Origin of the sequence: Chryseobacterium sp. PMSZPI (genome assembly GCF_002835665.1) — a bacterium.
Lineage (GTDB): Bacteria > Bacteroidota > Bacteroidia > Flavobacteriales > Weeksellaceae > Chryseobacterium.
Genome location: NZ_PIZV01000071.1, coordinates 36,852 through 60,147, shown reverse-complemented (window position 1 = coordinate 60,147; position 23,296 = coordinate 36,852). Strand labels below are relative to the sequence as shown.

The window sequence follows — 23,296 nt, the reverse complement described above, 5'->3', positions numbered from 1 at the left end:
AAATCTTAACTTCCTATTTGAAATAAACTTAAATAAGGTTGTAATATATATATACCAAATGTTTGTGATTCTTTTTGTTACTTCTATAAAAAAAATCAATATAACAATACAAATACTTTTATTATTCATAAATCTTTTTTTAATTGCATGTTATTGTATTCACCTTACTTAAATTTCTAATAATATAAAAAACTTTTCTCTGAAATTTTCAGAGAAAAGTTTATATAGGTCTGTCTGGATCTACAAGAAGATTATCTCCATATAACTATGCTTTAGATAACCCTATTAGCTTTATTGATCCCGATGGAAGGAAAGCGATTATGCCTCTTTCAGGGAATCCGGATGGTATTGGGGCTCCGGCAACCTCATCTTGGTGGCTAGGCATAACTGGCGAAAGAAATAATACTGGATCTACTGATGTGGGACGTGGTGGTGGAGCTTTTGAGCGTGCTCCAAAAACCTATGGAGAAACACGGGATTTTGCCAATATAATGGCAGAAGCTAATGCAAAGCCTAAACCAAGCATTTTTAAACGTATTGGAAATTTCTTTGGAAGTCTATTTGGAAGAAATAAAAGTGTAGTAGAAGTTGGACCTGTTGAACAAATCTCAGAAGAAAGTTTTTCAAAAACTGATGTAAGCTGGTCTATTATTGGAGCCTTATTGTTTGGAAATGGAGACCCCTATTCTGCAATTGGAAATGCAGGTGTAGGACCTTATGCGGAAGAAAGGGAAAATGTGGGGATGGCTGCAATGTTGTTTATAAATCCGGAGGCAGCGGCCGAGGGATTAGAAAGAAAAGCTATTTCCAGAGCAGCAATGTCGAAGATTTGGGGTGCTGGACTAAATTATGAATGGAAAACAGTACTGCATCCAGAAACTTTAGAAAAAACAATTGAAAAGGCTTGGGGTAAAGATGCGGTCGGAACTTTTGATAACATTATAGAGCAACTTGCAAGTGGAAAGGCGGGAGGTAATATTCATTCTCTTTCTAGAGAATTGAAGGGTTTTAAAGCAATTGATATGCCTGGTACAGGAACCGGTAGAGGAGCTGGACGTGTTATTTTTAAAGAAGCCTCTAATCAAATAGAAATTATTGGAGTAGTTAAAGGACATGATTATACTAAAATTTTAAAATAATGGAAAATTGGGATTTAAAATATTCGATAGCAGAGTTTATTGTGCCTAGGCTTGAAGCTTACAAAAATGAAGTAGAAAATAATAATATTATGTCTATACCATTATGGATAGAGGAGCATAATTTACCATTTACCTTAGACCATAATAAAGAATATTCAGAAGAAGAGATAAGTTTAATAAATAAAGAATGGGCCATCATACTACATAAAATAATATTCTCATTTAAAAGTTTATTAATTCCCCAAAATGAAATAAATTTTGAAGAATTACAAAAGATTCAAAATGAAGGAATGCAGTTGTTTGCAAAATATTATTTTAATTTATGGGACTGAAAGTGAAAAACATAAATAATTTAGTAATATTAAATAAACAAGAGTAAGTTATCTTACTCTTGTTTCCTTACGAGTACAATCGTCGCAAAGGAGACAGGTTTTTATGATTACGGAGCCAGGATGTATGTGCCTGATCTGGGAAGATGGGGCGTTGTAGATCCACTAGCTGAAGCAGCATTTTATAGGGCTGATTTTAGAAGTACAACACCATTCGAAGACGCCCTAGAACTAGCAAAAAGTTTAACAAAGTAAAATTATGATAAATTTAAATTTAAATACAGCTATAGATATCTTATCATTGGACCAGTATTCAAAAATGACAGATAAAGAAATAGAAGAATTAGCTGAAGCCGAAGGGATTAAAGATGAAGAAATTTTTAATTATTTAAAATATAAATATATTGGCATAAGAGTTTCCTATATTGAAGAAAAAATCAAAACCTTATATAATTTGCCAATTAACGTTTCTGGTAAAGCTAGGGAATTAATTTCATGTTCTTGTTGTAATTATAAAACAATTTTAGAAAAAGGTAATTATGAAATTTGTAAAGTTTGTTTTTGGGAGGATGATGGAATTACAGATGAGTCAAAATATAGTGCTGTAAATCATATGACTCTAAGAGAAGCCATAGAGAGTTTTAATAAGATAGGCGTAATTTCAGATGTTTTTTTAAAATTTTCAGTTAATGATAATAAGCTAAGGTATTATAAAGAAAATTAATTGAAATATTTGTGTAAAAGTCCCGATGGAAGGTGGGGATTGGTTATCGATCATGACTATACAAATACCAACAAGTTCAGCAGTAAAATGGAAATAAAATTTTTATCAGGAGAAAAATCGTTATTGACAACGAAATATATAAAGCTCATTCGTAAAAAAGATTTTGACAAAATAATTATCAAAAGAGATGATATTAAGTCTATCAATCTCCAATTTGGAGAGATCTCTAAGCAGAATATAATTATTAGAGTTTTGTTTGAAGGCCTTAAAACTTTTAAAAACGATTATTTTTTTAATGTCTCAGATATCTTAATTAAAAACAGAGAGATTATTTTAGCAGGAATCCTTAACGATCCTTTATGGATATATAATCAGGGATATATAGATAATTTTAAACTTCTCACCGACAAAAAAGAAAAAATAAAATGGTATGGATTAAATGATAAACAAAAGTATTATTATTTAAGGGGGTGTTTCTTACTTAATGGAATTAGAGAAAGCATAGATAACACGAATTCAATTATAGAAATTGACTTGTCAAAAGTCAGAATCGATTTGGATGTCTATTATGAAATTGGAAAAGCCTTTTTTAATTCATATGGATATTTTGGGACTGAAATAAATTCATTTATAGATTGTTTAATTAGTATCAGTGCATCAATTAAAAAAAGAAAAAAAATGCCAATTTTAAAAGTAAAGGGACATAATAACTTTGTAAAGTATTTTTCAGATAATATTTTGTTTGATGACATTTACCAAGAATTTACAAAAAGAGGTTACGAAATTATAAATTCAAAATAATATTTCATTAAAATAGTGGAAATAAAATTTTTATCAGGAGAAAAATCGTTATTGACAACGAAATATATAAAGCTCATTCGTAAAAAAGATTTTGACAAAATAATTATCAAAAGAGATGATATTAAGTCTATCAATCTCCAATTTGGAGAGATCTTTAAGCAAGATTTAGTCATCAGAGTTTCTTTTAAAACTTTTAAGAATGACTATATTTTTAAAGTTTCTGATTTTGTAATTAAAAACAGAGAAATTGTTTTTATAGGGATTCTTGATGACCCTTTAGGAATATACGATCAGGGATATATAGATAATTTTAAGCTAATTTCTGATAAGAAGGAAAAAATAAAATGGTATGAATTAAATGATAAGCAAAAGTATTATTATTTAAGAAGTTGTTATTTTTTAGGAGGGTTAAGAAAAACTATAGATAATACTGAGCCAATTATAGAGGTTGACTTATCAAAAGCCAGAACTGATTTAGATATATATTATGAAATTGGAAAAGCTTTTTCTAACTCATATGGGTATTTTGGAACTGAGTTCCATTCTTTTAGAGATTGCTTAATTAATATTGATGAATCAATGAGAGAAAAAGAAAAAATGCCAATTTTAAAGATAAAGGGATATAAGAACTTTGAAAAGTCTTTTTCAAATAATATTTTATTTGATGATTTTTACCAAGAATTTGCCAAAAGTGGTTTTGAAATAATAAATTCAAAATAGTGTTTTTTTTAATATACGGAAATAAAATTTTTATCAGAAAAGTATAAATCCACTATAAAATTCTGTGATTATATAAACCTAAACTTTAACTATGGTATATTCATATATTAAAACAATAGTTTTATTTTTATTTTATTTGACATATTCAAAAATATATGAATATCTATTAATATGGTTTTCAAATAAAGGTATATTGGCAACTATAGATAGGGGGTATTTATATTTCGCTGATACTATTTTTTGTATACCAATAATCATTTTATATTTTATCTTTTTTCAAAAGCAAACGAAGCCATTACTTAATGGTGTAAACTATAAAATACTAATACTTATAACTTTATTAGCAATATGTTTTAAGACTGTAGAAAATCCTATCACAAATATCAATTACATTATAACTAATAAAACTATTAAGATCCTAGATAATCCTATTGATTGGAGCACTTTTGATTTGGTATTACTTTTTTTTAATACAGTTTTGATCGTTCCTTTTACTGAAGAATTGTTATTTAGAAGAATAGCTTTATCCTATTTTAGTAATTCTGATCTAATGCCTGGACTAATTTTGTCGAGCATTTTGTTTGCTTTGATTCATGTTGATGCAAATATTAATTTGTTAACTTCTTATAAACCAATTATTATGTTTTTTTTAGGGATCATTACAGGTTTAGTGTATTTTAAATATGGCTTCATATATAGTTTTATATTTCATTCAACTTATAACTTGCTTTGGTGTTTGTTACACTTATATAGAGCTGAATACTTAAAAATTTTAATGAATTTAAATTTTGGGTCTATTTATTGGCTAATAATATTCTTTTCTTTAGGGGGATTAATATTACTATTTAGAAAGTTAAATTTACATTTCCCATTATTTCTGAAAAAGGAATGTTAGCATTCTCCCTCTCAGCTAACGTCAGCCTTTTCTAACGCGAGCATCTTGCTCGTGCTTAGAATAAAACAAAACCTTTGCAATAGTGAAGGTTTTGTTTTTATAAATTGGAAATAAATGTAAATTTAAAAAATCTTGTTAAATAGCACGAGCTGGAAGCTCGAGCTAGCTGGAGAATATTTAGGCGGGGGGTACTTTTCAATAAACTATTATTAACTATATGAAACTAAAATTTTGCGTATTATTTTTAACAGGAATTATATTTTTTATTAGATTATTTTGGAAAGACTCCAATAATATTTTTAATGAAAATATAGCTGTACTATTTAAGGAGCACATAAGTAAGATAATTGTCTACTTATATCAAGCTTTAGTAATTATTTATATTTATTATGTAAAAAAAAATAATGCGGTAATATTATCGATTTTATTACTTATAAATCTTTTTTTAATTACATGTTATTGTATCCGTCTTACTTAAATTTTGTACCCTTAGTACAAAGATTGCACTCGTAGGCTTGAATAATAAAAACCATTGCAAATTTAGACATACCCAAAAAATTTAGACACTTTTTAGGGCATGTCCACTCCAGGAAAGTTGACTCTATATTAAAATTGAATATGAATGATTTAATAATAAATGATCTGTATGAAATAAGAAATTATCTAGATCAAGTTGTTAATTATATAAAAAGAATAAAAGATCAAAAAGATATTTTCAGTTCTTCATTTTCTCAAACTAGAGAACATCTATATGAAATTTATAATGACAGATTCGATTACAGTATTTATTCGGGAAACTATTTTGAGGGATTACCGGAAGTGGTAAAAAGAATGAAATATTCGGATTTAAAAAATGTGAAACTATCAGTAATAGATGGAGATAAAAAGAGTTGTTTTATTTTTAGCAGTGAGGATTTCACTGTTATACTTGGGATGATTTTTTATGATAATTGATCTAATTTCCTCCGTTGACCCGAGCATCTCGCTCGTGTCAAGAATAAAAACAAATATCCAATCAAAATAAAACCACCGCAATAGAACGGTGGTTTTTATATTTTAAAATACTGCAAACTTCAAATATTGCAGCCTTATTCCTCTTTATCTCCCAAAGATTCCTTCAATTTAATAAGCTCGGCTTTTACGAACTCTAATCGGTCGATAAGAGTAATGGTTTCAGAAATTTTACTGTTGGTGGTTAAAGCGACGCGGGCTCCGTCTAAGGTGTAACCTTTTTCTTTTACCAAATGATAGATCATCTGTAGGTTCTTGATGTCTTCAGGAGTGAAGTAGCGGTTTCCTTTTCTGTTTTTTTTAGGTTTGATAATAGGGAATTCTTGCTCCCAATATCGTATTAATGAAGTGTTTACGTCAAATGCTTTAGCAACTTCTCCTATAGAATAATACAGTTTATCAGGTAAATTTATTTTCATTTTACTACTCCTAAACTTCAAAGATAAAAATTTTTTAAACTTTCATCCAAATATATCTTTCAAAGTCCTGATAATCCTCATCTTTTGGAAGGCTTTTAGCTTACTACAACATCAATATTTTGTTTGTCTCTTTGTATTAAGTATTTGTAGTTTGTCTTTATTTACAGTACTTTTATGGAGATCAATCCATTTTTGTTTATTTTAAATAGAATAATGAACCCAATCTCCGTTCTTCATATCGACCTTTTTCAAGCCGAAAGAAATACCTCGGACTTTTATTTTAATACGATGAAAGACCATTTGGTCTTGGGGCATAGGCATATAGAGAAACCCCACAGACATGACTTTTATGCGGCTGTACTTTTTACCAAAGGAAGTGGAGTTCATGAAATTGATTTCCAGAAATATGATGTTTCAGAAGGTAGTCTTTTCTTTTTATCACCGGGACAAATTCATAGTTGGGAGCTGTCCGAAGATATAGAAGGATATATTTTCTTTTGTTCCCAAGAGTTTTATGAAATGCATTATGTGAATCAAAAATTGAGAAACTTTCCCTTTTTCGGATCCATATCTTTTCCCAGGAAACTCCAGTTGGAAGCTGATGATTTGAAAGAAAATATCGATTTGTTTCAAAAGCTGGGAACAGAATATCAATCCAGAAATATGATGCGGGAAGGGTTGATTCTCTCCTTAATGTCTCAGGTTTTTATCAATGCAACAAGATTATTTTCAAGAGATTTTGATACTCAGGCTTCTTCTGCGGGACTTTCTTATTTTAAACACTATCAGGATTTTGAAAATTTACTTGAGCAACATTTTACAGAACAAAAATCAATGGCTTATTATGCCTCTTTATTAGGTATTTCTCCCAAGCACCTGAACAGGATTGTACAGACTGTTGTTCAAAAAACAGCGACAGAGATTATCACGGAAAGGGTAGTGCTGGAAGCCAAAAGGATGCTGATGTATCTTGATGAAAGTCTCGTTGAAATAGCCTTCAGACTTGGATACGAAGAATATTCATACTTTGTAAGAGTCTTCCGGAAAAGCTCCGGAATGACCCCTACGCAGTTTATGAGGAAATATAAGGCTTAATGAGTTTAAAGTTTAGGGTTTAAAGTTGCTGGTTGTTTTTTGTTGCTTGTTAATGAAGGGATTAGTGGTGTCTTATGAATCTCCTGTGAAATCCACGATTCACTTGCGAAGCAAAATTTATTTAAGTTTAAAGTTTAAAGTTTAGGGTTTAAAGTTGCTGGTTGTTTTTTGTTGCTTGTTAATGAAGGGATTAGTGGTGTCTTATGAATCTCCTGTGAAATCCACGATTCACTTGCGAAGCAAAATTTATTTAAGTTTAAAGTTTAAAGTTTAGGGTTTAAAGTTGCTGGTTGTTTTTTGTTGCTTGTTAATGAAGGGATTAGTGGTGTCTTATGAATCTCCTGTGAAATTCACGATTCACTTGCGAAGCAAAATTCACTATTGACATTATCCCTAATCCCTATAACCTACAACGCCAGTTTAAATGGTCCTTCAAATGTAGTTTCAAATGAATCCACCATTTTTCCTTCTTCATCAAAGACTCCAATGACCATATTTTGTTTTGAAAATTTGATCTTATCTTCAGGGAAAGAGATATTGATATTTCCTTTTAAGATCTGGTCTCCTTTCAGAATGATTTTTTCAGATCCGAAATAAGTGATTTCAGCATCTTCAGGACTCACGACTTTAATCGTCAGAATTTTTTTCTCATTCGATTTATTCAGAAGAGTATAAATGAAGGTATTGGTGATTTTACCTTCTTTAATAAAGAACGTAGAACCTGCAGGTTTAATAAACTTCGCTTCCATAGAACCACGGTCATACATTAAAAAGCCAAGGAAACCAACTAACAGAGCCAGAATGACAGTAGTAGCTTTCATTCTCGAAGTAAATTTGAATTTCTCCTGATTTTCAATTTCAGATTCAGTGGCATAACGGATCAGTCCTTTAGGCAAACCTACTTTATCCATAATCTCATCACAGGCATCAATACAGGCTGTACAGTTAACACATTCCAATTGTTGCCCGTTTCTGATATCAATTCCCGTAGGACAGACTACAACGCATTGATTACAATCGATACAGTCTCCTTTACCGGCTGCTTTTCTGTCTTCATTGTTTCTCCATTTCGAACGTCCTTCCCCTCTTTTAAAATCATAATAAACATTAATGGTTTGTTTATCGATTAATACTCCCTGGAGTCTTCCGTAAGGGCAAACCAGAGTACATACCTGTTCGCGAAGCCATGCAAAAACAAAATAAAAAGTCATCGTGAAAAAAATCATCGTTATAAACTTTAAAGGATGTTCTGCAGGTCCTTCAATCATAATCTGAAACACCTGTTCATAGCCTACGATATACATAAACATGAAAGTTGAGATCACCATAGAAATAAGGATAAATACAGACCATTTGGTAAGCCTTTTTCTAATTTTTTCAGCATCCCATTCCTGTCGGTCGAGTTTCATTTGTTTATTTCTATCACCCTCAATCCAGTATTCAATTTTACGGAAAACCATTTCCATAAATAGGGTTTGTGGACATAGCCAGCCACAGAAAATTCTTCCGAAAACTACAGTGAACAACATGACAAAAATAACAGAAGTAACCGCTCCCAGAGCAAGAATGAAAAAATCCTGAAGGTAAAACGGCTGCCCAATGATAAAGAATTTTCTGTCAATAACATTAAATAGGAAGAAAGGGTTGTTGTTGATCTTTACAAAAGGCAATCCAAAGAAAAGAGCAAGTAAAGCATAACTGGTATAGTTCCTATAATTGGTATATTTACCTTTGGGTTTTCTGGGGAATATCCATTTCCTTTTTCCGGTTTCATCCATGGTTCCCACAGAGTTTCTAAAATCTTCATTTTCAATCTCCAAAGATTTGATATTGTTGGACTCTGCACTCATTATTCTATGCTATAAAAGTATTAAGGTAGTATTTTTATACAGGGCTGTTTTTGAATTTTATATTGTTTTTTTACAATAAAAACCTTATCATTTCCTTTGGTACAAAGCTCTGGATTATATTAAATGACTCCTAATATGATCTACTTATAAAATAGTACAATTGGGACATTTTATTTTTAGCATTGTATTGAATCAAAATGAGAAAATGTTTTTGAATCCTGTAAAGCATATCGTACATTGCAGGTTTAAAAATGAAGTATGAAGAACATTTGTAAAATAGGTATGATTGGTTTGGTTTTCGCATTAGTAAATTGCCAATCAGTAAATAGTAGTAAAATGTTTTATGAAGGTGTACAACCGAAAATGGTTTCAGATAAGTTCAGTTTTACGGAAGGTCCATCAACAGATAAGGAAGGTAATGTGTATTTTACCGATCAGCCCAATGATAAAATTTATTATTGGGATTGGAAAACGAATCAGATCATCGAGTTTTTAGATAAAACAGGAAGAGCAAACGGAACTCATTTTGATAAAGATGATTTCCTGATTACCTGTTCGGATGATCAGGGGGAAATGTGGAAGATTTCAAAAAATAAAAAAGTAGAGGTATTATTCAAAGATTTTGAAGGAAAAAGGTTCAACGGCCCCAATGATGTCTGGAATGATGCTTTAGGAGGAATGTATTTCACAGATCCTTTATACGAGAGAGAGTATTGGATTAATTTTAAACAAGAATTACCACATAAAAGTCTCTATTACAGAAGTAAAGAAGGAAAGATCACTAAGCTGGAAACCTTTACGCAACCCAACGGAATCACAGGCAGTGAAAAACTAAAAAAACTGTACATCTCGGATATTGATGCAGGAAAGACATATGTTTATGATATCTTGGGAGAAGGAAGATTATCCGACAAAAAACTATTCTGTGAAATGGGCTCGGATGGAATGATCTTGGATAAGCATGGTAACCTTTATTTAACCGGAGACGGTGTACATGTTTTTAATCGTGACGGAAAAAAGATTTACCATATTTCCATTCCTGAAAAATGGACATCCAATGTGACTTTCGGAGGAGAAAATAATGATATTCTATTCATCACCGCTTCAAAATCGGTCTACACTTTTCCGATGAAAGTAAGAGGGATAAAATAAACGATAATAGATTATATTAAAAGCGCTTTAGATTTTCAAAACAAAACTTTAAAGCGCTTTTGTAATATTGTAAACTTGTAAACTTCCCGTTAAAAATTCTTTGAATTTCCACCATTTCTCAAAGGTAGGGGGATGTCATTATCTTCAATTGTTGTGTTTTCGAAAACCAGAGGTTTGCAATGAACTTATGTGTACTTTATATTCGCAAAACAGTTAACTTAAATAACTTAAGTGTTTAAATCTTTTGTGACTTTTGTGGTTCATAAGTCAGATAGGCGGTTTCAGCTAAGTTTAATAAGCTACTTCCATTTTCACTTTTTTTCCCTTCAGTTTTTCATTCTGAAGCTTTCTTAAAACAGTATTCACCTTGTTTCTGGCAACGGCAACATAAGAAGTAGTGTCCTTTACTTCAATAACACCTACATCTTCTTTTTGTAACTCTCCTTTTTTAAGCAAATATCCTACAATATCCACCTTATTGACCTTATCTTTTTTTCCGGCACTGATGTAAATCGTTTGGAAAGGAGTTTTTTGCGGAACTTTAGTAAATCCGGCAACACTTTCTTCAGGAGTATCATTCTTGATGAAAGGAAAATTATCATCCTCATTCATAATCAGGTAGACAAAACCTTTTGCATTCATCCTTGCTGTACGGCCGTTCCTGTGGATGAAAGCATCTTCTTTCGGAGGAAGTTGATAATGAACAATAGATTCCACTTCAGGAATGTCAAGTCCACGGGCAGCTAAATCCGTTGTGATAAGGATTCTTGCTGAATCATTTCTGAATTTCAGTAAAGCACGTTCTCTTTCATCCTGTTCCATGCCTCCATGGAAGGTCTCTCTATCGATTCCCATTTGATGAAGAAGCTCGGAAATACGGTCTACTGCATCACGGTGGTTGCAGAAGATCAAAGTCCTTCTATTTCCGATTTTACAAACCAGATTAAAAAGAGTATCCAGTTTTTCTTCCGGAATTGTCATTACTTTTCTCAGTTGAAGGTCCGGTTTAACATCGTTTTCTTTAAGGAAGCTGATTACTTTTTCATCCTTTAAACCTGTAAATGCAGGAATTTCGTCCATTGCAGTTGCAGACGTTAAAATTCTTTGAGAAAGTCCTTTTAAAGAATTACAGATGAACTCCATATCATCATGGAAACCTAATTCCAAAGCTTTGTCAAATTCATCCAGAACCAATGTTTTAATAGTTTTCGGATCAAAATTGTTGTTTCTTAAATGGTAAACCACTCTTCCCGGTGTTCCGATTAAAACAGCAGGAGCTTCAATTAAATTATTGACCTCAATCTTTTTATCATGTCCACCATAGCAAACAGAAACCTTAAAATCAGTTCCCATTGATTTGAAAACCTGTTCAATCTGTAATGCCAGTTCTCTGGCAGGAACCAATATTAATGCCTGAACTCCCTGAACATCCTTTTTCAGATTTCTGAGAACCGGAAATAAAAAAGCAAGCGTTTTCCCTGATCCGGTAGGAGAGAGCAGTACAATGTCCGTATTGTTTTCAGAAGCTTTATAAGTAGATTTCTGCATCTGATTCATATCCTGAATCTGCAGCTTTTGATAAATTGATTGTAGTTCCATGGCGCAAAGGTAGTGAATTTTGTGTTTGAGGGTTTGAGAGTTTTAGAGTTTTAGAGTGGGAGAATTAGAGCGTTTGAGTGTGAATAAAATTATTGCTCTTCTTTGAATTTGAGGGTTGTCATTCTGAAAGGAGCGAAGCGTAGTGAAGAATCTCAACTTTTTATAAATTGTTTTCTTTATTATAAAATAGAGATGCTTCGACTCCGCTCAGCATGACAACTCTAATACTATGTGTTTAATTATACATTGTCATGAGTATAGACTAAAAGTCTACGAACGCAGTTCACGAAGCCTTTCAGTATGACGTAAAATGTTTTCCTATAGTCGTTAGTGAATCTTATTGGTAATCAGTTTTTTAAGAGGTTGGAGAGTAAATACAAAACTATTGCTTATCTCAAATAAAAATCATATCTTTGCACCCACTTTTTGTGCTAAAGGTCTAAGAAAGTAAAATAGTATATATTAATAACTTCCGTATTTTTCAATCACATTTGTTAAGACCGTTGAAAGAGAAGGAATACAAATTTATTTAGAATTATGTCAAAAGAGACAAATTCAGCAGAATTATTATTAAACCAAAACGTAGCACCTGAACAATTTGACTGGGATTCTTTCGAATCTGGTCTTGATGCTGATGCTAGAAAAGAAAAAAGCGATTTAGAAGAGATCTACAACGGATCATTAAACAACCTGGACGATAACGACGTTTTAGTTGGTAAAGTTGTAAGATTAACTGATAAAGAAGCTATCGTAGACATCAATTTCAAATCTGAAGGTGTTATTTCTCTTAACGAATTCCGTTACAACCAAGGCCTAAAAGTAGGTGATGAGGTAGAAGTAATGGTTGACAAAAGAGAAGACAAAACTGGTCAGTTACAATTATCTCACAGAAAAGCTAGAACGCTTAAAGCTTGGGATAAAGTAAACGAACTTCACGAAACTGGAGAAATCGTTAACGGTTTTGTTAAGTCTAGAACTAAAGGTGGTATGATCGTTGACGTTCACGGAATCGAAGCATTCTTACCAGGTTCTCAAATTGACGTTAAGCCAATTAAAGATTACGATCAGTTCGTAGGAAAAACTATGGAGTTCAAAGTTGTGAAAATCAACCCTGAGTTCAAAAACGTAGTAGTTTCTCACAAAGCATTGATCGAAGCAGATATCGAAGGTCAGAAAAAAGAAATCATCGCTCAACTTGAAAAAGGTCAGGTTCTTGAAGGAACTGTTAAGAACATCACTTCTTACGGTGTATTCATTGACTTAGGTGGTGTAGATGGATTGATCCACATTACAGACCTTTCTTGGTCTAGAGTGAACCACCCATCTGAAATCCTTGAGGACGGACAAACTGTAAAAGTTGTAATCCTTGATTTCGATGATGAGAAAACAAGAATCCAATTAGGTATGAAGCAATTAGAAGCTCATCCTTGGGATGCTCTTTCTGCTGACTTAAAAGTTGGTGACAAAGTAAAAGGAAAAGTAGTAGTTCTTGCTGACTATGGTGCATTCGTAGAAATCGCTCCAGGTGTTGAAGGATTAATCCACGTTTCTGAAATGTCTTGGTCTACTCACTTAAGATCTGCTGGAGATTTCGTAAAAGTAGGTGATGAAGTTGAAGCTGAAGTATTAACTTTAGACAGAGAAGAAAGAAAAATTTCTCTTGGTATCAAGCAATTATCTAAAGATCCATGGGAAAACATCGAAGCTAAGTATCCGGTAGGATCTCAGCATGTAGGAACTGTAAGAAACTTCACTAACTTTGGTGTATTCGTAGAGTTAGAAGAAGGTATCGACGGTCTAATCTACATCTCTGATCTTTCTTGGACTAAGAAAATCAAGCACCCATCTGAGTTCTGTGCAGTAGGTGATAAATTAGATGTTGTAGTTCTTGAGCTAGATATCCAAGCTAGAAGATTATCTCTAGGTCACAAGCAATTGACTGAGAACCCATGGGATAAATTCGAAACTAAATATGCTGAAGGAACTATCCACGCTGGTAAAGCTGTAGAAGTTCACGATAAAGGAGCTTCTGTACAATTCGAAGATGCTGAGGTTGAAGCTTTCTGCCCTTCAAGATTATTAGAGAAAGAAGATGGATCTAAAATCAAAAAAGGTGAAGATGCTCAATTCAAAGTAATTGAATTCAACAAAGAATTCAAGAGAGTTGTAGTTTCTCACACAGGGATCTTCAGAGACGAAGAGAAGAAAAACGTAAAAGAAGCTTCTTCTAGAAACGTATCTTCTTCTTCTAACAACGAAGAAAGATCTACTCTTGGAGATATCGATGCATTAGCAGAGTTGAAAAGAAAAATGGAAGAAGGTAAATAATCTTTGAACCATTTATAAATAAGGAGCCGCTCGTTTGAGCGGCTTTTTTGTTTTTTAAAAAGAGAACCATGTCAAGGTTTAAAACCTTGACATGGTTCTTTCGTGATAAAGCTTATAGTGATTTTATTTATCTATCACATCGAACTCTCCTGTTAATTTTAATTTATAAGTTGTAACTTTGCAGGCTGTAAAAAAATTATGAAGAAGAAAAATATACTAAAAGGTGTTTTATTTGTAGGAATTGGAGCTAGTATATACGGTATGTTAGCCACGTTTGTAAAAATGTCATATCATGACGGTTTTACAACTTCTGAAGTGACGACTTCTCAATTCGTACTAGGTTTAGTGGGACTTTTGATCCTTAATTTTATTCAAACAATAACCTCAAAGCAAAAACTTCCATTACCTACTTCTAAAGAAGTCAGAATGTTGATGCTTGCAGGAACTTCCCTGGGAGGGACGAGTTTGTTTTATTATATTGCTGTTCAATACATCAATGTTTCCATAGCGATTGTATTGCTGATGCAGTCTGTATGGTTTAGTGTCGTTGTGGAAAGTATTCTGACAAGAAAATTACCGAATGCGAGAAAAGTAATTTCTGTGATTATCGTATTGTTGGGAACCGTATTGGCTACTAACCTTATTAATATGGAAATAGAGCTGGATTGGCACGGAGTATTCTGGGGATTAATGGCGGCAGCTTCTTATACCTTGACGATGTTTACTTCAAATACAATTGCAACTCATTTACCTGTTTTCAGAAAGAGTCTTACAATGCTTGCTGGTGGGGCTATTATTGTTTTTGCATTCTTATTCTTTGCTCAGATAGGGCCTATGTATTTTGATGGATTAAAATCGCTGTATTTGAACTTCACGGAAAATACGGAGCATATTCATCCTTTTAACTATTCAATTTTTTGGACTTATGGGATCGTTCTGGCTTTGTTTGGAACAATTATTCCTCCAATTTTATTCAACATCGGTTTTCCAAATGCAGGATTGGGGTTAGGAAGTATCGTTTCCTCATTAGAATTACCGGTTTCAGTAACCATGGCTTTTGTTTTATTAGGGGAAAAAGTTTTTTTAATACAATGGGTAGGAATTGTATTGATTCTTTTTGCTATTGTTTTAATGAACCTGCCGTCTAAGAAAGAGAAAGAAATTCCAATGCCGGAATTATCTTAAAAATAATATTTAAATACAAAATAACAATTAAAAAACCGCTCCATAAGGAACGGTTTTTTTAATTTTAACCATCTAAAATCAATTTTCATGAAATATTTCAGAAATGCAGCGATGGTTATTATGTTGGTTACGGCATCTGGTCTTATGTCTTCACAGGTAAGACCTTTAGATGCAGTATTGTCGGATTATCCATATCCTTATGAAGTTCATTTTATCACATTAAAATCCCAGAATAACGACCTGAAGATGGCCTATATGGATGTACAACCTCAAAAGGCAAATGGAAAAACGATTATGCTTCTCCATGGTAAGAACTTTAATGGAGCTTATTGGGAAAGAACTGCCGGAGACTTAGCATCGAAAGGATTTAGGGTAATTATTCCGGATCAAATAGGATTTGGAAAATCATCCAAGCCACAATCGTATCAGTTCTCTTTCTCTCAATTGGCGGAAAACACAAAAGCAATTCTGGATGAATTGAAAATTGAAAAAACGATTGTTCTGGGCCATTCGATGGGAGGAATGGTAGCAACCAGGTTTACATTACTATATCCGGAAAGGGTTCAGAAGTTGGTTTTGGAAAATCCAATCGGGCTTGAGGATTATAAAACTTTTGCAACCTATCAAAACATAGATCAGGCATATCTGTCAGAGTTAAAAAATACAGCTGAGACCTATAAAAATTATCAGTTAAAGTTTTACTATGATAATAAATGGAAGGAGGAATATCAGCCTTGGCTGGATCTGATTGCCGGCTGGACGTTGCATAAAGACTACCCATTGGTAGCCTGGGATGCAGCACTTACAACAGACATGATCTATAATCAACCTGTTTGCTATGAATTTAAAAATATAAAAACGCCCACTTTACTCATTATTGGAACAAGAGACAGGACTGCCATAGGTAAAGATAGAGCTCCAAAAGAGTTACAATCCAAAATGGGGCAATATCAGGAGCTAGGAAAGAAGATACAACGTGAAATCACAGGTTCAAAGTTGGTGGAGCTTGAAAATGTGGGACATCTGCCCCATATAGAAGTCTATTCTCAATTTTTTGATGCATTGTATGATTTTATTAAATAACTGAACAAGTCCGACAATTTCAGAATGAAAAATAACGTCTGTATTTACAAAAATGTTGGTTTTTACATTGAAAAGAAAATTGAATGAAAAGTAATATGAAAGTCCAAAATAAACAGGTGAAAAGTAATAATTTCTTGGTAGTTTTTCTCTCCATTATATTTATACTTTCATTTCTGGTAATGGGGATTGGAGGAGTATATTATTATTGTAGTACAATTTACAGGCATATCAATTTAGTATCTGATGGAGTCAAAACGGAAGCAAGGATTACGGGGTATAAAGAAAGCTGGTCGAAGGATGGTAATGAGATTGAATACACCAAAATGTATTCTCCGGTTATCACATATTATGATACTTCCAATCATTCGTATACCCTTTATACTGATTATAGCAGTAACAGCAGAGAATGGTCTAATGATGTAACCGTGTATTTTGATAAAAAAGATCCTTCCAAAGCCATTCGTGGTGGATTTTGGCATCTTTGGTGCTGGCCATTTATATTCCTGTGCCTTTACATGATCCCATTAGTAGTTGGATTGTTTATTATAATATATTACATTAAAACAGTAAAAAAGAAAAAACCGTTTATAGCTTAAACGGTTTTTTCTTTTGATTTGAATACCAGTAAAGTAATTACTCCAATCCCTGAAAAAATGAGGCATGATATTCCCAAATTTTGAATAAATCCTATACTTACCAATCCGCTTCCTATCAGTACATAATAAATAAGTCCCAGCAATGCTCCTGCACTTCCGGTTTCGTTTTTATAGTTTATCAGTGCGGTGCTTAAAATATTAGGAATAGCCATACTGAAAGCCATCACGATGAAAAAATAAGGAATTATAAAATAGACTCCTTTTCCCGTTAATAACCAGACAAATATTGAAGCTGTGAAAGCGCCAAGTGTGCTTATTTTTACTAAAAAAGAGGGTTGGAAATTCTTCATTAGAAGGTATCTGTTAAGTTGTGCTCCTGCAAATGTGCCTGAAGCCAGTATGATGCTGCTATACCCAAATGCATAGGATGAATATTGCTGCTCTTTAAATAGAAAAGGAGCCAACGAATAATAAGAAAATAACAAAACATTAAAACACATAATCAATAAGCAACATCTTATGATCTTATAGTCCTTAAGCATTCGTTGTAAAAGATTAAATACAATATTGACATTGATTTCTTTTCGAGTGTAAAGGGTTTCGGTAACTTTCTTTCCGGAAAGAAGATAAAATAAAACAGCTAACAAAAACAACAGTACAAATACTCCCTGATATCCTGTAGAAGAACCGAGTAAAGAGCCTGTAATCATCCCGATAATCGGGCTGATGGATAAACCGATTCCAATCCAGGAAAATACTTTGCTAATACTTTCTTTATTATACGTATCACGTAAAATAGTTTGGGTAACAATCGAACCTACCGAAATCCCAAATGCAGAAATGACTCTTGCCATAAGAAGAATTGAAAAGTCAGGAGCAAGTACAGCTGCCAGCGCTCCGATTCCATACGTGATCAATCCGTATTCTAATGATTTTTTCCTTCCGATTCTGTCACATTGTATTCCCCAAAAAGCTACCCCTAGTGCGAATGCAATGAAATATAAGCTTATGGTTAAAGTTGTGGATTCTTCTTTCACTCCAAACTGCTCCTGTACCAAAGGAAGAACCGGACTATAAATGGTTTCTACAAACTGAGGAAGCATTACAAGCAGAGTTAACAGCCAAAGTGGATTTGTCTTTTTCATTTTTTCTGCAAAGTTTTGAAAAATTCGAAGTATATTTATAATGGTATAAAAACAAAAAATATCAAAAATAAGACATGGCTGTACTGAAACAAAATGAAGAGTTTGATGCAGATGCTATTCCGGAAAGAGTAGTAGGGATTGCTTCTGATATGGTGATGCATGATTCCGGGTTTCATGCTCATAAAATAAAAGCTCAGTTGTTGTATGCTCCATCAGGATGTATGACGGTAACGACTTCTGATAAGCAGTTTGTTTTGCCTCCTTTCAGAATGCTTTGGATTCCGGCTAATGAAATTCACCGGGTTAACTTTAGGAATATTGTGGCATACAGGTCTATTTATTTTGATGCAATTGATGCTGAGAAATATATGGGTTCAAGTCTTAAAGTCTTACATGTAAATCCTTTATTAAAAGCAATTATTGAAAGAATTTGTTTTTGGGAATGGGTTCCTCTAAATCGTGAACAAGAAAATATTATAAACGTTTTCTGGAATGAAATGATTGTAGCTCCTCAAGAAAGACTGGAGCTGAAAATGCCCTATGATATTCGATTTAAAAAGATGGTGGAAGAATGGACTCAACGGGTATCTGTACCACCCATGTTAAAAGATCTGGCAGGGAAAATCGGAGTTGTGGAAAAAACAATCACGCGCATTTTTAAAAAAGAAACAGGATTATCTTATCAGGATTGGAGGCAGCAATGGCGTCTTCAAAGATCCATTGAGTTGTTGGTGGAAGGAAATTCAATAGGTGAGGTTGCTTATATTTTAGATTTCTCTTCTGATAGTGCTTTTATAGAATTTTTTAAAAAACATACGGGATCTACGCCACTACAGTACCTTCTGAAAAATGAATAAAACCTCCAACAAAATATTTCTTGTCCTATGAAAAGTTCATTGAAAAATAAATTACATAAAATTGTATAATCAAATACAAAGCTTTATGGAAACCATGGATAAAAATAATGTAGAGAATTATACTCATACAATAGAAGTAAAAACACCAACAGATAAAGCATACGATGCTTTGACGCATAAAATCCCTCTTTGGTGGACTGAAATGTTTGAAGGGTCATCCGCGCAAGTGGGTAATGTATTTACGATAAGATTTGGGGAAAGCATTCATAAAACAATGCGTGTAAAAGAGCTTATTGCTCACTCAAAAATTATCTGGTATGTTGAGGATTCTCGGATAGCCCTTCCGGAATTAAAGAATCAAACAGAATGGATTGGAACCACTATAGTTTGGGAGATAGAACAGAAGGGAGAGGCAACATTGATGGAAGTTACCCATATAGGTTTGAATTCAGCTGTTGAATGTTATGATATATGCGCCAATGGCTGGGTGCAGTTTCTCGGTAGTTTAAAGCTGTTTCTGGAAACTGGAAAAGGAAAGCCGTATACAGAATAATCTATCATTAATCACGGATTTGTATTTATGGAATTTAATTTAACGCAAAGATTTAGCATATTATTTTGTATTTTCAAGGGAGCAAAGAATGGAATCAATTTCATTGATTCTTTCTAAGCGAATGCATATCCACTAAGCTTCTTCAGCGACAAAGTCACACTTCTTAGCTCCCTAAAATAAAGCATTTGAATCATCTTTCTTTGCGATTAAAAAATGATCTGTTTGTTCAATAAAGTGTATAGATTTTGTACTAATTTCCGGCTTTTGCACTTGATCCTTAATTACTTATCGGAACTTTATAAAAAGAGGCTGTCTACATAAGTAAACAGCCTCTTTTTGCATTTATTGTTGTCTGAATTATTTCTTCTTGTAAGCAGCGTCTTTAATTCTCGCTTTTTTACCTCTAAGATCTCTGAAGTAGTAGATTCTAGCTCTTCTAACTCTACCTCTTCTGTCAACCTCGATTTTTTGAAGTGCAGGCATGTTGATAGGGAATACTCTTTCTACACCTACATCACCAGACATTTTTCTGATGGTAAAAGTTTTTGTAGATCCAGTACCTCTCAATTGGATAACTGTCCCTTTGAAGAACTGAGTTCTAGTCTTTTGTCCTTCTTTAATTTCGTAATACACAGTAATTGTATCACCTGCTTTGAATTCAGGGAATTCTTTTTTTGCAATGTACTTGTCTTGTACGTACTTTAATAAATCCATTATTAATAAAATAAAATGTTAAAGCTAAGCAACTTACACGTTTTTCGTCAGAGGTTGAATAACAGGATGCAAATGTACAAAATACTTTTTGAATATACCAAATAATATATGTGTTAAAAACTATAATTTTTAAATTTCGATTTTGTTAAAAAATTAACATTTTCTTTAAGTTATCATCAGACAGAGTTTATATACGTAACCTACTTTTGCCCGAAATGAAAATCAAAATAAAGATTATTTAAATCATTGATTTACAAACTCTACATTTCTACACCTATTTTAAATTAACATAATTATGAAACATTATTTCTTCTTTTTTTGTTTCGCGGTCCAAATGGCATTCGGACAAGTTTTGTTTCCGTATTTACAAAACCCGACTCCGAATTCTATGATCGTCAATTGGAAGACCTCTTCCAACAATGAAACAACAGTGATCTATGGAAATTCTCCAACGAACCTTAATGTAACCGTAACAGGAACAACCAACATCTTTTCGGATACAGGATACAATAATAATTATTACTATCACACGGCAAAAATTACCAACTTGCAACCGAATACAAAGTATTATTATAAGATAAAAACAGGAGCTAACGAGTCTGCTATTTACAATTTCAGAACGCTTCCTCTACCAGGGCAAGCAGTTACAGCAGACGGAAAAATCCGCTTCCTGATCATGGGAGACAACCAGATCAAGGCAGAGCCAAGATATGATACGCTTACTTTAAATGCTTTCAAAAAACTAAAACAAAAATTTGGAGCTGATACCGATCCGTCCGATAATGTTGCCCTTACTTTTATGGTAGGTGACCAGGTAGATGTTGGGACGTTAGATCATTATGAAAATGTTCATTTTAAAAAGAATATAAAATTGTCTCCCTACCTTCCTATCCAAACAACAGTAGGAAATCATGAAACATATGCACCGGTGGCAGGAGGAATTCAAGGTATGGAGTCGTACTATGCTCATTTTTATATTGATGAAATTAAATACAAGAATATCAGTTCAGGAAATGAAAATTACTATGCTCAACAAGCCGGTAATGTATTGTTTATCAGCTTAAGTTCCGAACATACAGGGGCAGCTCAACAAACATGGCTTCAACAAGTGCTGGATGCCGCGAATAACGATTCTACCGTAGACTGGATTATTTCTTTAAGTCATAGACCTTATCAGGCAGAGCAATATGTAGGTGATATTTCTACATGGGTAAGAAACAATGCTGTGCCGCTTTTGGTGACTTCAAACAAATATCTGATGCATGTAGGTGCTCACCATCATCTGTACCACAGAGGACAATTGAAAAATACCCCTAATTATCAAATTATTTCCGGAGGAACTGCCTGGGATCAATATTGGGGTATGTCTAACGAACAGGACTTTGATGATGTTCAGAAGACATTGACGGATTGGACATATCAGATTGTTGAAGTGGATGTCGCAAGCGGGAAAGTAGATGTAGAATGTTATTCAATTGGAGGAAAATATACTAAAAAATATAATGAACTGGTAGATTCATTCCACCGTTATAAAAATCAACCAAAACCGATAAAACCATCAATTACCAATACTTTTTCGGGGCCAATTACTCTACCTCTGACATTGAATGGAAGTGCATTCACGTCTTCCAACGGAGAACTTTTAAATACAACACAGTTTTTGATCAGTAAAGCTGCCGACTTTTCAGTTATTGAAAAAGAATTTTATCGTGATTTTGAAAACTGGTTTGGAAAAGAGGGGAATGGCAATCCGGATATTACGAAAAACCTAAATGCAGGAGTAGATATTACTAAAGCTACTTTAGCGACAAATTCGATTACGAACGGAACTTATTATGTAAAAGTTCGTTATAGAGATAGAAATTTAGAGTGGAGTGATTGGAGTGATGTAAAACAATTTGAAATCGTCGGAAGCGTGGTTTCTAACCCAACATTTACTTTAAATAAAACTGAATATACCCAAAACGAACCCATAATAGGAACTTATACAGGAGGTCCCGGAAATCAGCAGGACTGGATTGGGATTTATAAAAAAGGACAAACTCCGGCTTCTGCCACTTCTCAGGCATATGTTTATACGAGCGGACAGACAGCGGGTACAGCGACTTTCAATAATGGAATCGCCACTAAAGGACAATATTTTGCAGGTTTCTTTGCCAATAACGGATATACAGAAATTACACCAAGAAAAAATTTCTATGTTGGCCCAAAAGTACAATTACAGGCAACTGCCGATACATACCCAGTGGGAGGAACCGTTACCATAAACTTCACCAATGGTCCGAATTTACAAAAAGACTGGATCGGAATTTATAAAATGGGACAAACTCCTGGAAGTACTGCTGCCATAAAGTGGAGCTATGTGACAACAGCCTCCGGAACCCTTAATTTCACGGGACTTCCAAAAGGATATTACTATGCTCAGTATTTACTGGAAGATGGATATAATGGAATAGGGGATAAAGTATTCTTCAAAGTAGGAGATATCGTTACCGAATTATGGACCAATAAACCCGTTTATACGTTGGGTGAAAATATTACGGCATCATGGACAGATTCTCCGGGTATTATAAAAGACTGGCTGGGAATTTATCCTCAAAATATCCAAACTCCTGACGATAATTTTGTTTCTTACACTTACTTTGATGGCATTACACAAGGAACCAAAACTATTACAGGAAATGTAAATGGCGTACCAACCACACCAGGTAACTATTATATGGTGATGTTTACCAATGATTCTTATACTGAAGTTTCAAACAGAGTTCAGTTTCAGGTGACCTCATCAAGTTTAGGAGTTGATGAAGCAAAAAGTACAGAGCGAAATGTAGTATTATATCCAAATCCTACAAAACCAGGTGAACCTACTTTTATTAAGAGTGATTATCCGATCGAGAAAATTGAATTGGTATCTGCTTCCGGAGAACTTCTCTATGTATCCAAAAATATCAATAACCAACGTTTCTCTTTGGTGAATGAAAATCTTCCGAAAGGAGTATACTTCGTTAAAGTACACGGTAGAAAATTATTTACTTTAAAACTGATTATACAATAAAAACGAGGATCTATTATATCGAAGGCTATCAGAAATGATGGCCTTT

21 protein-coding genes are annotated in these 23,296 nt (G+C 33.4%); 16 read left to right on the top strand and 5 right to left on the bottom strand.

Annotated elements, in window-relative coordinates:
- Positions 1-320 precede the first annotated feature (320 nt).
- From CW752_RS14750 to CW752_RS14720, 7 genes are all read left to right on the top strand, one after another.
- Positions 321-1,139 (top strand): hypothetical protein, encoded by an 819-nt coding sequence (locus CW752_RS14750; RefSeq protein ID WP_101240464.1) that lies wholly within the window; start codon positions 321-323, stop codon positions 1,137-1,139.
- On the top strand, positions 1,139-1,471 hold the full coding sequence (locus CW752_RS14745; protein WP_101240463.1) for a hypothetical protein: 333 nt from the start codon (positions 1,139-1,141) through the stop codon (positions 1,469-1,471). The genes CW752_RS14750 and CW752_RS14745 overlap by 1 nt, the downstream gene beginning before the upstream one ends.
- 256 nt (positions 1,472-1,727) lie before the next feature.
- Entirely contained in the window at positions 1,728-2,192 is a 465-nt protein-coding gene (locus CW752_RS14740) for a CPCC family cysteine-rich protein (RefSeq protein WP_101240462.1), read from the top strand.
- Positions 2,193-2,279: 87 nt separating this feature from the next.
- Positions 2,280-2,993 (top strand): hypothetical protein, encoded by a 714-nt coding sequence (locus tag CW752_RS14735; protein WP_133121697.1) that lies wholly within the window; start codon positions 2,280-2,282, stop codon positions 2,991-2,993.
- Positions 2,994-3,008: 15 nt separating this feature from the next.
- Positions 3,009-3,713 carry a hypothetical protein gene (locus CW752_RS14730; protein ID WP_133121696.1) on the top strand — a complete coding sequence of 235 codons (705 nt, stop codon included), beginning with the start codon at positions 3,009-3,011 and terminating at the stop codon, positions 3,711-3,713.
- 91 nt (positions 3,714-3,804) lie between these two features.
- A complete protein-coding gene (locus tag CW752_RS17140; RefSeq protein ID WP_101240459.1) occupies positions 3,805-4,608 on the top strand; it encodes a CPBP family intramembrane glutamic endopeptidase in 804 nt (267 codons plus the stop codon).
- Between the two features lie 618 nt (positions 4,609-5,226).
- Positions 5,227-5,562 carry a hypothetical protein gene (locus tag CW752_RS14720; RefSeq protein WP_101240458.1) on the top strand — a complete coding sequence of 112 codons (336 nt, stop codon included), beginning with the start codon at positions 5,227-5,229 and terminating at the stop codon, positions 5,560-5,562.
- A 134-nt stretch (positions 5,563-5,696) separates the two neighbouring features.
- Here CW752_RS14720 and CW752_RS14715 read toward each other — a convergent pair whose 3' ends face one another.
- Entirely contained in the window at positions 5,697-6,038 is a 342-nt protein-coding gene (locus CW752_RS14715) for a MerR family transcriptional regulator (RefSeq protein WP_101240457.1), read from the bottom strand.
- 213 nt (positions 6,039-6,251) lie between these two features.
- Between CW752_RS14715 and CW752_RS14710 the strand changes: the two genes are divergently transcribed.
- Positions 6,252-7,133, top strand: a complete 882-nt coding sequence (locus CW752_RS14710) for an AraC family transcriptional regulator (protein WP_101240479.1) — start codon at positions 6,252-6,254, stop codon at positions 7,131-7,133.
- Positions 7,134-7,540: 407 nt separating this feature from the next.
- On the opposite strand, the gene ccoG is transcribed toward CW752_RS14710, so the two are convergent.
- Positions 7,541-8,983: a cytochrome c oxidase accessory protein CcoG gene (gene ccoG / locus CW752_RS14705; protein WP_101240456.1), complete on the bottom strand. Its 1,443-nt coding sequence runs from the start codon at positions 8,981-8,983 to the stop codon at positions 7,541-7,543.
- A 258-nt stretch (positions 8,984-9,241) separates the two neighbouring features.
- Between ccoG and CW752_RS14700 the strand changes: the two genes are divergently transcribed.
- Positions 9,242-10,135 (top strand): SMP-30/gluconolactonase/LRE family protein, encoded by an 894-nt coding sequence (locus tag CW752_RS14700; protein WP_101240455.1) that lies wholly within the window; start codon positions 9,242-9,244, stop codon positions 10,133-10,135.
- A 291-nt stretch (positions 10,136-10,426) separates the two neighbouring features.
- Here the strand turns inward: CW752_RS14700 and CW752_RS14695 are convergent, their stop codons facing one another.
- Positions 10,427-11,734, bottom strand: a complete 1,308-nt coding sequence (locus CW752_RS14695; RefSeq protein ID WP_101240454.1) for a DEAD/DEAH box helicase — start codon at positions 11,732-11,734, stop codon at positions 10,427-10,429.
- Positions 11,735-12,271: 537 nt separating this feature from the next.
- Here CW752_RS14695 and rpsA point away from each other — a divergent pair.
- The 4 genes from rpsA (at position 12,272) to CW752_RS14675 (ending at position 16,926) form a co-directional block, all read left to right on the top strand.
- The gene (rpsA, locus tag CW752_RS14690; protein ID WP_101240453.1) at positions 12,272-14,062 is read left to right on the top strand and encodes a 30S ribosomal protein S1; all 1,791 of its coding nucleotides are present in this window, start codon (positions 12,272-12,274) and stop codon (positions 14,060-14,062) included.
- A 198-nt stretch (positions 14,063-14,260) separates the two neighbouring features.
- Entirely contained in the window at positions 14,261-15,247 is a 987-nt protein-coding gene (locus CW752_RS14685; protein ID WP_101240452.1) for an EamA family transporter, read from the top strand.
- 87 nt (positions 15,248-15,334) lie between these two features.
- Positions 15,335-16,330, top strand: coding sequence for an alpha/beta fold hydrolase (locus CW752_RS14680; protein WP_185117642.1), 996 nt, complete (start codon positions 15,335-15,337; stop codon positions 16,328-16,330).
- 83 nt (positions 16,331-16,413) lie between these two features.
- On the top strand, positions 16,414-16,926 hold the full coding sequence (locus CW752_RS14675; RefSeq protein ID WP_101240451.1) for a DUF3592 domain-containing protein: 513 nt from the start codon (positions 16,414-16,416) through the stop codon (positions 16,924-16,926).
- On the opposite strand, the gene CW752_RS14670 is transcribed toward CW752_RS14675, so the two are convergent.
- Positions 16,923-18,071, bottom strand: coding sequence for an MFS transporter (locus CW752_RS14670; protein WP_101240450.1), 1,149 nt, complete (start codon positions 18,069-18,071; stop codon positions 16,923-16,925). The genes CW752_RS14675 and CW752_RS14670 overlap by 4 nt on opposite strands.
- 74 nt (positions 18,072-18,145) lie before the next feature.
- Here CW752_RS14670 and CW752_RS14665 point away from each other — a divergent pair, with 74 nt between their 5' ends.
- Together CW752_RS14665 and CW752_RS14660 are read left to right on the top strand one after the other, a co-directional pair.
- Positions 18,146-18,928 carry an AraC family transcriptional regulator gene (locus CW752_RS14665; protein ID WP_101240449.1) on the top strand — a complete coding sequence of 261 codons (783 nt, stop codon included), beginning with the start codon at positions 18,146-18,148 and terminating at the stop codon, positions 18,926-18,928.
- 85 nt (positions 18,929-19,013) lie between these two features.
- Positions 19,014-19,481, top strand: coding sequence for an SRPBCC family protein (locus CW752_RS14660; RefSeq protein ID WP_101240448.1), 468 nt, complete (start codon positions 19,014-19,016; stop codon positions 19,479-19,481).
- A 357-nt stretch (positions 19,482-19,838) separates the two neighbouring features.
- Here CW752_RS14660 and rplS read toward each other — a convergent pair whose 3' ends face one another.
- Positions 19,839-20,195 carry a 50S ribosomal protein L19 gene (rplS, locus tag CW752_RS14655; RefSeq protein WP_002980648.1) on the bottom strand — a complete coding sequence of 119 codons (357 nt, stop codon included), beginning with the start codon at positions 20,193-20,195 and terminating at the stop codon, positions 19,839-19,841.
- A gap of 295 nt (positions 20,196-20,490) precedes the next feature.
- Between rplS and CW752_RS14650 the strand changes: the two genes are divergently transcribed.
- Positions 20,491-23,250, top strand: coding sequence for a fibronectin type III domain-containing protein (locus tag CW752_RS14650; protein ID WP_101240447.1), 2,760 nt, complete (start codon positions 20,491-20,493; stop codon positions 23,248-23,250).
- Positions 23,251-23,296: the final 46 nt, after the last annotated feature.